The 10,925-nt window shown below is 66.3% G+C and carries 15 protein-coding genes; 8 read left to right on the top strand and 7 right to left on the bottom strand.

The features are described from left to right. From ACN4E0_RS08895 to ACN4E0_RS08880, 4 genes are all read right to left on the bottom strand, one after another. The coding region (locus ACN4E0_RS08895) for a FeoB small GTPase domain-containing protein (protein WP_419567224.1) at window positions 1-852 on the bottom strand (852 nt) is incomplete at its 3' end. Then, window positions 849-1,088 (bottom strand): FeoA family protein, encoded by a 240-nt coding sequence (locus ACN4E0_RS08890; RefSeq protein ID WP_419567223.1) that lies wholly within the window; start codon window positions 1,086-1,088, stop codon window positions 849-851. The genes ACN4E0_RS08895 and ACN4E0_RS08890, both read right to left, overlap by 4 nt. A gap of 53 nt (window positions 1,089-1,141) precedes the next feature. Further along, entirely contained in the window at window positions 1,142-1,801 is a 660-nt protein-coding gene (locus ACN4E0_RS08885; protein ID WP_419567221.1) for a COQ9 family protein, read from the bottom strand. Between the two features lie 3 nt (window positions 1,802-1,804). Continuing rightward, window positions 1,805-2,410 carry an ankyrin repeat domain-containing protein gene (locus ACN4E0_RS08880; protein WP_419567220.1) on the bottom strand — a complete coding sequence of 202 codons (606 nt, stop codon included), beginning with the start codon at window positions 2,408-2,410 and terminating at the stop codon, window positions 1,805-1,807. Window positions 2,411-2,479: 69 nt separating this feature from the next. On the opposite strand from ACN4E0_RS08880, the gene ACN4E0_RS08875 reads away from it, so the two are divergent. From ACN4E0_RS08875 to ACN4E0_RS08840, 8 genes are all read left to right on the top strand, one after another. Further along, a complete protein-coding gene (locus ACN4E0_RS08875) occupies window positions 2,480-3,079 on the top strand; it encodes an SCO family protein (protein ID WP_419567219.1) in 600 nt (199 codons plus the stop codon). Beyond that, entirely contained in the window at window positions 3,067-3,534 is a 468-nt protein-coding gene (locus ACN4E0_RS08870) for a YcgN family cysteine cluster protein (protein WP_419567217.1), read from the top strand. The genes ACN4E0_RS08875 and ACN4E0_RS08870 overlap by 13 nt, the downstream gene beginning before the upstream one ends. Continuing rightward, window positions 3,531-4,253: a M48 family metallopeptidase gene (locus ACN4E0_RS08865; RefSeq protein WP_419567215.1), complete on the top strand. Its 723-nt coding sequence runs from the start codon at window positions 3,531-3,533 to the stop codon at window positions 4,251-4,253. The genes ACN4E0_RS08870 and ACN4E0_RS08865 overlap by 4 nt, the downstream gene beginning before the upstream one ends. 43 nt (window positions 4,254-4,296) lie before the next feature. Next, the gene (locus ACN4E0_RS08860) at window positions 4,297-4,737 is read left to right on the top strand and encodes a hypothetical protein (RefSeq protein WP_419567213.1); all 441 of its coding nucleotides are present in this window, start codon (window positions 4,297-4,299) and stop codon (window positions 4,735-4,737) included. After that, window positions 4,734-5,705: a bifunctional diaminohydroxyphosphoribosylaminopyrimidine deaminase/5-amino-6-(5-phosphoribosylamino)uracil reductase RibD gene (gene ribD, locus ACN4E0_RS08855; protein ID WP_419567211.1), complete on the top strand. Its 972-nt coding sequence runs from the start codon at window positions 4,734-4,736 to the stop codon at window positions 5,703-5,705. Before ACN4E0_RS08860 ends, ribD begins: the two co-directional genes overlap by 4 nt. Before the next feature lie 12 nt (window positions 5,706-5,717). Continuing rightward, window positions 5,718-6,338: a riboflavin synthase gene (locus ACN4E0_RS08850; RefSeq protein ID WP_419567209.1), complete on the top strand. Its 621-nt coding sequence runs from the start codon at window positions 5,718-5,720 to the stop codon at window positions 6,336-6,338. Between the two features lie 95 nt (window positions 6,339-6,433). Beyond that, window positions 6,434-7,339, top strand: a complete 906-nt coding sequence (locus ACN4E0_RS08845; protein ID WP_419567208.1) for a hypothetical protein — start codon at window positions 6,434-6,436, stop codon at window positions 7,337-7,339. A 10-nt stretch (window positions 7,340-7,349) separates the two neighbouring features. Continuing rightward, entirely contained in the window at window positions 7,350-7,964 is a 615-nt protein-coding gene (locus tag ACN4E0_RS08840; RefSeq protein WP_419567206.1) for a hypothetical protein, read from the top strand. An 11-nt stretch (window positions 7,965-7,975) separates the two neighbouring features. Here ACN4E0_RS08840 and ACN4E0_RS08835 read toward each other — a convergent pair whose 3' ends face one another. The 3 genes from ACN4E0_RS08835 to ACN4E0_RS08825 all read right to left on the bottom strand — a co-directional run bounded on the left by ACN4E0_RS08835 (window position 7,976) and on the right by ACN4E0_RS08825 (window position 10,609). Further along, window positions 7,976-8,515, bottom strand: coding sequence for a GNAT family N-acetyltransferase (locus tag ACN4E0_RS08835; RefSeq protein ID WP_419567204.1), 540 nt, complete (start codon window positions 8,513-8,515; stop codon window positions 7,976-7,978). A 6-nt stretch (window positions 8,516-8,521) separates the two neighbouring features. After that, window positions 8,522-9,703, bottom strand: a complete 1,182-nt coding sequence (locus tag ACN4E0_RS08830; RefSeq protein ID WP_419567202.1) for an aromatic amino acid transaminase — start codon at window positions 9,701-9,703, stop codon at window positions 8,522-8,524. Window positions 9,704-9,814: 111 nt separating this feature from the next. Further along, entirely contained in the window at window positions 9,815-10,609 is a 795-nt protein-coding gene (locus ACN4E0_RS08825) for a DUF1134 domain-containing protein (RefSeq protein WP_419567200.1), read from the bottom strand. Window positions 10,610-10,925 lie beyond the last annotated feature (316 nt).

Genomic DNA, 10,925 nt, shown 5'->3' with positions numbered 1-10,925 from the left:
CACCGAACCGACGCCGGCAAGCACGCCCTCGGTGAGGAAATCGCGGACGATGCCGGGTGGCAGGGTGTCCGTCACGAGGCTCGAGATCGCGCCGACTCCGGCCTCGAGCGCATCGGCGAAGGGTGTCGCCCAGGCGAATACGGCCTGGAAGATCACGAACAGCAGGCCGAACAGGATCACCGGCCCGATCCACGGATTGAGCAGCACCCGGTCGACCCCGTTCTCTATCGTGTGGCGGGTCGATTTGGAGAGGATCGCGCCGCGCGCCATCATCTTGGCCGACAGCCGCCGCTCGGGCAGCGTCAGGTGCCAGCGCTTGTGTGCTTCCTCGTCGGCATGGCTCTCGGCCTCGGCAATCGCGGCGGACAGCTCGGCAAGCCCCTTGCGACGGACCGCAACGGTCGGGACCACGGGCACGCCGAGCGCCTCGGACAGCGCGGCTGGGTCGAGCACGAGCCCGTCGCGCTCGGCGAGGTCGATCATGTTGAGCGCGACCACGGTCGGGCGGCCCAGTTCGAGCACTTCCTGCGCGAACACGAGATGCTGTTCGAGATTGGCCGCGTCGAGCACGAGGATGATCACCTCGGGCAGGGGTTCGCCTTCGAACTCGCCATGGACGACCTGGCGCGTCACCTCCTCGTCGGGGCTCGCGGCATCGAAACTGTAGGAACCCGGCAAGTCGATCAGCTCGACCGGCTCGCCGCTCGGCAGCACCAGCCGCCCGGCCTTCCGCTCGACCGTGACGCCGGGGTAGTTGGCGATCTTCTGGCGCGCGCCGGTGAGCGCGTTGAACAGCGCCGACTTGCCCGAATTGGGATTGCCGACCAGCGCAGCGGTGCGTTTGCGGCTCATGCGGGCTCGACCTCGATGGCAAGCGCGTGCGACCGGCGCAGCGCGATCGTCATGCGCCCGATTCGGATCGCGAGCGGGTCGCGCGTGCCGAAGATGCCGCGATGGATCACCGCGACTTCGGCGCCCTCGTCCACGCCCAGCGCCTTGAGGCGCTTGCCTTCGTCCTCGGCCAATACGGCCCAGTCCACCGCCACGATCCTGGCGGCCTTCTCATGTTCGAACCCGTCGAGCGTCATGCCGCCGCCCTGTCAGATGTGCGCGCTTGTTGCAACTGGTTATCAATAGCGCGCTAACGCGCCGGGTACCGCAGACGTCCGAGAAAGCGCGCCACGCTGAAATGCTCGCGCTCGGGATTGAGCCATTTGGCCTTGACCCGCTCGAAGGTCATGACGCCTTCGATGCGGCGGTCGAGGAATGCCCTCGTCTCCGCCTTGTCCTCGCTTTCGTCGGCAACGAAGACCGACAGCGTCGCGCCGTAGATCGACGCGAGGATCGCGCGCTTGGTGTAGTGATTGTAATCGGTCGCCGTATCGCCCGCGAGCCGCCACATGACATCGGCGCTGTTCCAGCCGGTCTTGAGCGCACGCGCGGCGTTCTGCGGCATGGCCATTATCGCGAGCGCGCGGCGCAGCGCCTCTTCCTGGCCCGCGACGGCATCGAGGCGATACTGGACGAGGCTGCGAATCCGCTCGCGGATCTTCATCGTCGCGAGCGTCTCGGGCGGGAGGTCGAGGATCATCTGCCGGTCGATCGTCTCGATCCAGGCGCAGATCATCCCCATCGCGCCATCGTCCTTGAACGCCAGCCGGGCGACATCGCGATCGGCGCCGAGCTGGTCGGCGGCCATGTCGAGCGCTGCCTCGCTCCAGCCGTCGAACACCGCCGCCTGGGCTATGCCGGGTGCGAGCGCGAGGCGCAGTTCGTCGAGCGTGAGATCGGCTACGTCCATCGCTCAGTTCGGCCCGTAGGCCTCGGCCTTTTCGCCGCGCTCGGCTTCGGCCCTTTCGATTTCCTCGAGCATATCCGAGCGCGCGCCCATCAATCGGGCATAGTCGCGCGCGGTGCGGCCCGAATTGTCCGCCCGGTCGGCGCTCGCGCCTTTCGAGATGAGCAGGCGGACGAGGCCGCTGTCGCGCCGGTGGACCGCCGAGATGAGCGGCGTCTCGCCCGTGCTGTTGGGAACGTCCACCGCGGCCCCGCGTTCGGCGAGGATTTCGACGCCCTCGGTAAAACCGAGCTGCGCGGCAAGCTGCAAGGGGGTGGTGCCGTTCTTGTCGGCGATATTCGGATTGGCGCCCTTCGAGAGGAGGAAGTTCAGCCAGACGGCATCGCGTCGCTGGGTGACGATGTGCAGCGCGGTTTCCCCGCTGGTCACGTCACGGGTATTGACCAGGGTGCTGCCCGGCTCTTCGATCATCTGGGTGACGTCGTCGCCCTGGTGCTTCTTGACCGCCTCGAGGAACTTGTACCCCTCACGCTGCATCTGGGCCTGCGCCGGGGGGGCGAGCAGCGCCCCCGCAATTGCTGCCAGAAGGAAGTTTTTCGCGAACCGCTTCACCGTATGAAAGCCCCTGTTATCCTCAATCGAATGGCTGACTCGCCCTTGAAGATGGGCGGTTAGCAGACCATGAACCGACAGACCATGCTGCGCAACCTTACCCCGCTCTTCGCCGCCCTGCTTGTCCTTACCGCCTGCAACGATTCCGCGCCTGCGGAACCGCCGCTGGCCGGCGCCGCGATCGGCGGCGATTTCACGTTGACGGGCGAGGATGGCCAAAAGGTCAGCTGGAACGACTTCAAGGGCAAGTACCGCACGGTCTATTTCGGCTATACTTATTGCCCCGACGTCTGCCCGGTCGACAACCAGCGGGCGATGGCTGGGGTGAAAGCCTTCGAGAAGAACCATCCCAAGCTCGGTGCCAAGATCCAGCCGCTCTTCATCAGCGTCGATCCGGGGCGCGACACGCCTGCGGTGCTCGAGGAATTCACCGCCAATTTCCATCCCCGCCTCCTCGGCCTGACGGGCACCAAGGAGCAGATCGACGCGATTACCGGGGCGTTCGCCGCGACCTATTCGATCGGCGAAAAGCAGGATGGCGGCGGCTATCTGGTCGGTCATACCAACATCACCTATCTGTTCGGTCCGGAGGGCGAGCCGCTGGCGATCCTGCCGACCGACGAGGGCCCCGAAGCAGTGGCCGCGGAACTGGAAAAATGGGTGCATTGAGGGACCGTTTCTGGGAGCGGCCGCTGGCCGATCTCAGCGCCGAGGAATGGGAGGCGCTGTGCGACGGTTGCGGGCGCTGCTGCCTGCACAAGGTCGAGTATGAGGAAACGGGCGAGATCGAGCACACCAATGTCGCGTGCAGATTGCTCGACACGCAGACCGCGCGCTGCACCGACTACAAGCACCGCAAGGCCTTCGTGCCCGACTGCCTGCGGCTGACGCTGAAGATCGTCGACGACGTCTCGTGGCTGCCGCCCACCTGCGCCTACCGTCGCCGCGCCGACGGGGATCCGCTGCCGCGCTGGCACTATCTGCTCACCGGCGATCGCGAGGACGTGGTTCGCGCCGGGGTCTCGGTCGCCGGCCGGGTGGTGAGCGAGAACGAGGCAGGCCCGCTCGAACACCATATCGTCGAGTGGGACGACGAGGATTTCGACGAGGGAGAGGCGGCGTGATCGACTGGCTCCGCCGCGAAGCGCTGGAGCCGGTGATCGAACTGGGCACGCGCACGCTGCCGATCGAGATCACCCGCAATCGCCGCGCCAAGCGGCTGACGCTGCGGCTCGCGCCCGATGGCAGCGCGGTGCGCATCACCCTGCCCCACTGGTGCCGCAGCGCCGAGGCCATCGCCTTCGCCCATGCCCGGCGCGACTGGCTCGCCGCCCAGCTCGCCAAGGTGCCCGACAGGCGTGATCCGGCGCGCGAGGGGGCCCTGCTCTACCGCGGCAGCGAGATTGCGCTCGACTGGCGCGAGGATGCTCCCCGCAAGCCAACCTTGTCGGAGGACAGGCTCAGCCTCGGTGGCCCGCAGGATACGCTCGCAAAGCGTTTGCAGCGCTGGCTCGAGGGCGAGGCGCTGCGCCTCTTCGCCGAGGATGCGGCTGACTATTGCATGCGCGCCGAACTTCCCCCTTCCGAGGTCAAGCTCACGCGCGCGCGGCGGCGCTGGGGCAGCTGCTCGTCGGAAGGCACGCTCCGTCTCAACTGGCGCCTCGTCCAGGCACCCGATACCGTCCGCCGCTCGGTCGTCGCGCACGAAGTCGCGCATCTGGTCCATTTCGACCATTCGCCCACTTTCCACGCGCTGCTCGACCGCCTGTACGAAGACGATATCAACGAGGCCAACCGCTGGCTCAGCCGGCATGGCCGCACGCTCTACGCGGCGTTCGGCTAAGCTTGACTGGCGCCCCCGGGCGAAAGCTCCTATCTTGGCGGTCATGCGCCTCAAGACACGCTTCGATGCCAAGGCCGGCCTTGCCGACCTGTGGGATTATATCCGCGAACCGCGGCCCTACCGGTGGCCGCTGCTGGCGCTGTCCTTCGCCATTCCGCTGAGCGGGCTGGCGATGCTGACGCGCGAATCGCACTTCCGGCCGCCCGATGTCCCCAAAGTGACCTTCATCTCGACGCTCGCCGAAGGCCGCAGCGACGAGGAAATCCGTCGCTCGAACCTGGAAAACCAGAAACGCAAGGAGGCCCGCGAGGCGGAACTTGCCGAACTGCGCGAAAAGAAGGTCGAGGCCTACAAGACGCTCGGCCGCGCGACCGGGCTCGACGTCGACAAGATGGAACGCGAGGCGGAGATCGAAAACGCGCGCGAAAAGGCCGCAGCGGAAGCCCGTCAGCGCGAGCTCTATCAGGCAGGTTCGGGCGGTTGAGCGCAGCGACGAGTGACGCGCGCTGGCTTTCCGCTGCCGCGCGGCTCGCCAGCCGTGCGCGCCCGGCGAGCTATCCCAATCCGGGCGTCGGCTGCATCCTTGTCAAACACGGCATGATCGTCGGCCGAGGATGGACCGCGCCTGGCGGACGCCCGCATGCCGAAGCCGCCGCACTGGCGCAGGCCGGCGAAAACGCGCGCGACGCAACCGCCTATGTCACTCTCGAGCCCTGCGCCCACCGCTCCGAACGCGGTTCGGCGTGCAGTGACCTGCTGATCAAGGCGGGCGTGGCGCGCGTGGTCGCCGGTGTCGAGGATCCGGATCCGCGCACGGCCGGAGACGGTTTCTCGCGCCTCCGCAAGGCGGGGATCGAGGCCGAGCTGCTGGCCTCCCCCGATGCCGCGGCGAGCCTCGCGGGCTATCTCACCCGCGCCCACAGCGCCCGCCCGCACGTAACGCTCAAACTCGCCATGTCGCTCGACGGCTGCATCGCCATGGCCGACGGCACGAGCCAGTGGATCACCGGCGAGACGGCACGCGCGCATGTTCATGCACAGCGCGCGCGCGCCGATGCGATCCTGGTCGGCGGCGGCACCTGGCGCGCGGACAAGCCTCGGCTCGACGTCCGGCTTCCGGGCCTCGAGGATCGCAACCCGCGGCGCGTCGTGCTGACCCGCGGGGTCGCGCCCGATGGGGTCAAGGTCATCAACCGCCCCGAACAGATCGCCTCGCTCGAGGCGCTCTATCTCTATGTCGAGGCTGGCGCGGACATCGCCGCAAGCCTGCTCGGTGCCGACCTCGTCGACCGGCTCGAACTCTACCGCGCGCCGATAGTGATCGGCGGCGGACGCGGCGCAGTCGGCGAGCTCGGCCTCGCCAGCCTCACCGACGCGCATGGCCGCTGGGCGCTCGCCGAGCGCCGCCAGCTTGGCAGCGACAGCTTCGAAGCCTACAGCCGCCTGCGGTAATCAGGAGCACGCATGTTCACCGGGATCGTCACCGCCATCGGCATCATCACGAGCATCGAGGACCGGGGCGACCTGCGCGTCGTCATCGCCTGCCCCTGGGACCCGGCGGGCATTGATATCGGTGCGTCGATCGCCTGTTCGGGCGTCTGCCTGACGGTGGTCGACAGGGGGGGCACGGCAGGCGACGCCTGGTTCGCGGTCGACGTTTCGGGAGAGACGACCAGCCGCACCGCGCAGGACCAGTGGCGCCCGGATCGCCGGCTCAATCTCGAACCCGCGCTGCGGCTGGGCGACGAACTGGGCGGGCATCTCGTGACCGGCCATGTCGATGCGGTCGGCCGCGTGGCGCTGGCGGAGGACATCGGCGGCTCGACCCGGCTCGAGATCCTCGCGAATGAGGACATTGCGCCCTATGTCGCCGAGAAGGGCTCGATCACCGTGGATGGCGTCTCGCTGACGGTGAACGAGGTCGAGGACGAGGAGAACGGGGACGTCCGCTTCGCGCTCAACATCATCCCGCACACTGCCGAAGTGACCACGCTCGGCGATCTGTCGGAAGGCGATGCGGTCAATCTCGAGATCGACGTGCTGGCGCGCTATTTGCGCAGAATGGAGAGCCTTCGCGCTCAATAAAGCTGGTTACGTTCGTCTAGCTGACGTCGATATTGCCATCCAAGGCCTTTCCACGATAGTAATGCCCCGTCGGGACGCATGACGACGGGGGAACTATGCGAAACAAGCTATTGGCGTTGTTTGGCCTGTCGTGTCTGGCCACCCCGCTCCATGCGCAGGAAGTGTCAGAATTCGATGCGCTGGTCGAAGTAATGCGCGACCCGATAGCCGAGCAATTCGGCACGATCTCCTTCAAGACCGAACCTGCTCGCATTTACGACAAGCCCTATCTGGCCGACGATACCGCGTGGGAACGCACTGCCCGCACAGACTGGTATGCGGCGCAACTGCCCGCGAATTTCTCGTTCTCGGGGAATGTCTCGGTGCTTTATCTCGAACGTTGCGAGCCCAAGGTCCCGTGGGATGATGTCTTTCGGGATGCGGAGCGCGATGACGATTTCTATCGTGCGGCCGACCGCGTCGTCATCCTCGCAAGCCTGGCCGCAAACGGGATTGGCGGAGTTGATCTCTCGCCTCTCGAGGCAAGGGCGAGCTGGGGTCGCACCGAGCCGCTGGCCGGGATCCGCACGGTGAATGCGGAACTTCAGCGGATGTTCCAAAATGGCAAAACTGAGAAGCGGACGGCGATCTTCGAACCCTTCTGCCCACACTCCCAAAGGGGCAGCTACGAACAGTGGGTCGAAAATGGACGGAAGGGGCCACCGCCACCTCCACCGCCGGCTCCCGCACCTCCACCGCCCCCACCGCCACCCGACCCGATCGACTTCATCCTTCCTGCCGGGGCAAAGGTGTGGGTGACAAGCGAACTCAAGTCGCGGATCTGCAAGGTCAGAACCGGCTCCTATTATACCCCATCCTGCGCCTGGACCGAGATGCTCGGCTCGTCACTTGTCCTCCCCGGTCGATACTACCGCTTCAGGATCACCCAACCGGGCGGCGCGGTCCGCACGGGTCAGCTGGATCTCAACAGCCAGCCGGATCCGATCGATCTGACACGTTAGGAACCCCTCGATGTCGATGCTGGATGATTTCAAGAAGACCGTCGAGGATTTCGGCTGGATCGGCGGGTTGGTAATCTCGGGATCGGTCTTTGCTCCGCTGATTGCAGCCGGCTCGGGCCTGGCTCCGCCGTGGCCCGAAAACCTCGAATTCGTGGGAATGGTCGCGATCCTCGTATCGCTGATCCTGGTCTTTCAGTTCCTGCCCCGCAGGAAAGGGAGGTACCGCCTGTTCCTGGCGCTGTCGGCGATCGGACTCGTCCTCTCGATGGCCACCCAGTTCGTCCTGCATTTGCGTTTCGTAAAGGCGCTTCCCGGGACCGACACCGACGCCATTCTCGGTTGCGGCTGGACCGGCGAACTGCAGGCAGTCGCGCGCGTCGATCCTACGATCGATGCGTCAGCGCAATGCCCCGGCGAATATCACAAGCTGCTCGAGATGGCCGAGAACGATCCGCTACAGGTCTGGACCTCCTCCAGCATCGACAACATCGCGCTCCTGCTCTCCGCGAGCTGGGTGCTGATGTTTGCCCTGTTTACCGTGGTACTCGCCGCCTTCGTGATCTTCAATTCGCGGCAGAAATCGCAGCGAGCCAACCGGCAGGTCGCTCCTCAAGCGGCCGAATAGCGCCCAGGCAGTCAGCTCAACGGGCCGGTGGCGAAGCTTTCGCGGGTCATCTCGTATACGAGGTGCACCACGCGCTTGCCCTGGTACTTCTCCAGTTCGTAGCGATCGGTGCGCACCGCGCCGATCGCTTCCAGCGCATTGCGCGAGCGGTAGTTGGTGTCGCCGACGCGGAACTCGACCAGCGCGACATGGGCGAAGGCATGTGCCAGCATCGCGCGCTTCATCTCGTGATTGATGCCCTTGCCCCAGTAGCGCGGAGCGAGGTAGGTCCAGCCGATCTCGACCACGCCGCCTTCCTCGGGGTCGTATTTGTCGTAGCGCGTCGAACCGAGGACGGCGCCGGTGGCCTTGTCGGTCACTGCCAAGGCACCGCTGCTTCCCAGCCCCTGGTCGAAGAAGGCGTCGAACACATCGCGCCGCCAGCGGTCGTGGATCGGGTGCTGCTCCCACACGGCGGGATCGCCCGCCACCGCATAGAGCGGCTCGCGGTCGGCTTCGGCAAGCGGACGGAGGACCAGCCGCTCGGTTTCGAGGGTCGGCTGGCGATCCATCCGTGCCTAGCCCTTGGTGACGTCCGCCAGCGCGGCGATGAACTTGTCGGTATTACCGGCATGCAGGCCGGCCACGTTGATCCGGCCGGATCCGGCCATGTAGATGCCGTGATCCTCGCGCAGGCTCGCGATCTGGTCCTTGCTCAAAGGCAGGATGGCAAAGAGACCGTTCTGGTCGCCCAGCGCGGCCAGGTTGAGGCCCGGCGCCTCGTTGTCGGCCGCTGCCAGACGCGCGCGAACGCGGCGCATGCGCGCCCGCATTTCGTCGAGTTCGTCGAGCCACTGCTTGGTCAGGTCCCCGTCGCGCAGCACGGTGCGCACCGCCGCGCCGCCGTGATCGGGCGGCATCGACCAGTTGGCCCGCGCCAGCGCATTGGCGTTGGAGGTGATCGCGGGAAGGTCCGATGGCTGCTTCGCGATCATGTAGAAGGCGCCGACACGATCGCGGTAGAGGCCGAAGTTCTTGTCGCAGCTATAGGCCACCAGCGCCTCGGGCACCTTGGCGAGGACCTTGCGTACGCCCGCGACGTCATCTTCCAGGCCCCGGCCGAGGCCGTGATAGGCAACGTCGAGGATGGGGAGGACGCCCTTGGCGGCGAAGGCGTCGGCGATCTGCGCCCACTGCTCGTCGGTGTAATCGACACCGGTCGGGTTGTGGCAACAGCCGTGCAGCAACACGGCGTCGGTCGGTTCCGCTTTGTCGATCGTTTCGAGCAACGCCTCGATGTCGGCCGTGCCGTCTGCCTTGGCATGGTGGAAGGTGCTGGTCTCGACACCGACGTCCCGCAGGATCTGGGCATGGTTGGGCCAGCTCGGCACGCCGAGGTGAACGCGCCTGACCCCTGCCGCCTTGGCAAGCGCCACCGCGAGACGCACCGCGCCCGTGCCGCCCGGCGTCTGCATGCCTTCGAGCCTGCCGCCCATCGAGGCATCCTTGCCGAAGACATAGGGCTTGAGTGCATCGACGAAGCCGGTGTCGCCCTCGGGCCCGAGGTAGCTCTTCGAATCCTGCGTATCGACCAGCCGCTGTTCTGCCGCCTTGATCGAGCGGAAGACCGGTGTCGCGCCGTCATTGGTGCGATAGACGCCCACACCGAGGTCGATCTTGTCCTCGCGCGGATCCTCCGCGTGCATCTTGATGAGCGCGAGCAGCGCGTCGGGGGCCTGGGCTTCGAGTTGGTCAAGCATGGGGGCCTCATCGCCGGATATGGAAAGGGCCGCAACAGGAAATCCTGCCGCGGCCCCGGAGCCATCCGGATTTATGGTTGGGCGACCCGAAGGGCTCCTTTTCCCAGACCGTCAGAATGGCAGCCAGCGGTGCTTTTTCGAGAACTTCATGTAGCCGGCGTTGATGCCCAGCCTCAGCCCCGCCCCCATGCGGATCGGGATCAGCACGACGTCGCCCTTGCGCAAATAACTGGCGGTGAGGCCGCCAATCACATAGGCCTGCCCCTCGCCTGCCGGATAGCGCTCGTAGAGTTCCTCGCTGTCGTAGAGATTGTAGACCAGCACGAAAGTGCTGCCGGCATTGGCGCCGGCATCAAAACCGATCGAGGGGCCGGTCCAGTAGACCGGGAGTTCGCCCTCGACCTTGTGGTAGAGCGTGCCCGATCCATAGCGCGCGCCGACGATGAAAGCGCCGCTTGCCTCGCGCCCGACGATGTAGGCATTGGGTTCGCCCTGGTCCTTGAGCAGCTTGCGGATCATCTTGGCGACACCTTCCGCGCCCTTGCCGAAGACGCCTTCGGCCGCACCGATCAGATCGTCCTCGCGGTAGGTGGTGGACGGGTCGTCGACTGCGGCGGTATCGACCGCATCGCTCGCGGCCGCCTCGGCGGCCTGTTCCGACCATTGCGGCTGTTCGGTCGCGGTTTCGGTCTCGACCGGCGCGGTGGCCTCGGTCTCGGGCGCATAAGTCGGCACGGCGTCGGGTTCGCCGTAGACCGGCTGGTCGCCCGGCTGCTCGACGAGGTCGCCGTCGATCGCGGAGTCCGGGTCGATCGTCTCGACCTGCGCCGCGAGCGGGGCCGTGGCCATGCCGAAAGCGGCGAGTGCCAGGCCGAGCCGTGGCAAGATATGTCTGAATTTGGTCATCGATCCCTCCGTGTCGGCGGCATAGGCGCAGACAGCTGCGCGGTGAGAAGAATCCCCTTTGAGCGGTGCGGCAATGAAACGGCGATGAACCGAATCCAAAATGCGGCGAAGCGAGTCGCGGCGGGGGTCGAGAGGTTGGTGCGCAAGAAGCGCAAAACTCCCCTTGATGGTACGCAGGGGCGTGGCTATAGCGCGCCCCTCGCAACCGGCCCGCCGGCGCTGCGACATGCGGAGACGTGGGTGAGTGGCTGAAACCAGCTCCCTGCTAAGGAGCCATACCTGGTAACGGGTATCGAGGGTTCGAATCCCTCCGTCT

It is taken from the genome of Qipengyuania sp., from assembly GCF_048550555.1.
In the GTDB taxonomy this organism is placed as follows: Bacteria; Pseudomonadota; Alphaproteobacteria; order Sphingomonadales; family Sphingomonadaceae; genus Qipengyuania.
The sequence above is the reverse complement of the archived record's forward strand: the minus strand, read 5'-3'. Positions and strand labels throughout refer to the sequence as shown.

What these genes read in the sequence shown, in the direction of transcription:
- ACN4E0_RS08860 (WP_419567213.1), top strand. Translation starts at nt 4,297, where the DNA reads ATGCGCCTCAAGACACGCTTCGATGCCAAGGCCGGCCTTGCCGACCTG.
- ACN4E0_RS08850 (WP_419567209.1), top strand. Translation starts at nt 5,718, where the DNA reads ATGTTCACCGGGATCGTCACCGCCATCGGCATCATCACGAGCATCGAG.
- ACN4E0_RS08825 (WP_419567200.1), bottom strand. Translation starts at nt 10,609, where the DNA reads ATGACCAAATTCAGACATATCTTGCCACGGCTCGGCCTGGCACTCGCC.
- ACN4E0_RS08890 (WP_419567223.1), bottom strand. Translation starts at nt 1,088, where the DNA reads ATGACGCTCGACGGGTTCGAACATGAGAAGGCCGCCAGGATCGTGGCG.
- ACN4E0_RS08840 (WP_419567206.1), top strand. Translation starts at nt 7,350, where the DNA reads ATGTCGATGCTGGATGATTTCAAGAAGACCGTCGAGGATTTCGGCTGG.
- ACN4E0_RS08885 (WP_419567221.1), bottom strand. Translation starts at nt 1,801, where the DNA reads ATGGACGTAGCCGATCTCACGCTCGACGAACTGCGCCTCGCGCTCGCA.
- ACN4E0_RS08845 (WP_419567208.1), top strand. Translation starts at nt 6,434, where the DNA reads ATGCGAAACAAGCTATTGGCGTTGTTTGGCCTGTCGTGTCTGGCCACC.
- ACN4E0_RS08870 (WP_419567217.1), top strand. Translation starts at nt 3,067, where the DNA reads ATGGGTGCATTGAGGGACCGTTTCTGGGAGCGGCCGCTGGCCGATCTC.
- ACN4E0_RS08830 (WP_419567202.1), bottom strand. Translation starts at nt 9,703, where the DNA reads ATGCTTGACCAACTCGAAGCCCAGGCCCCCGACGCGCTGCTCGCGCTC.
- ACN4E0_RS08875 (WP_419567219.1), top strand. Translation starts at nt 2,480, where the DNA reads ATGAACCGACAGACCATGCTGCGCAACCTTACCCCGCTCTTCGCCGCC.
- ACN4E0_RS08835 (WP_419567204.1), bottom strand. Translation starts at nt 8,515, where the DNA reads ATGGATCGCCAGCCGACCCTCGAAACCGAGCGGCTGGTCCTCCGTCCG.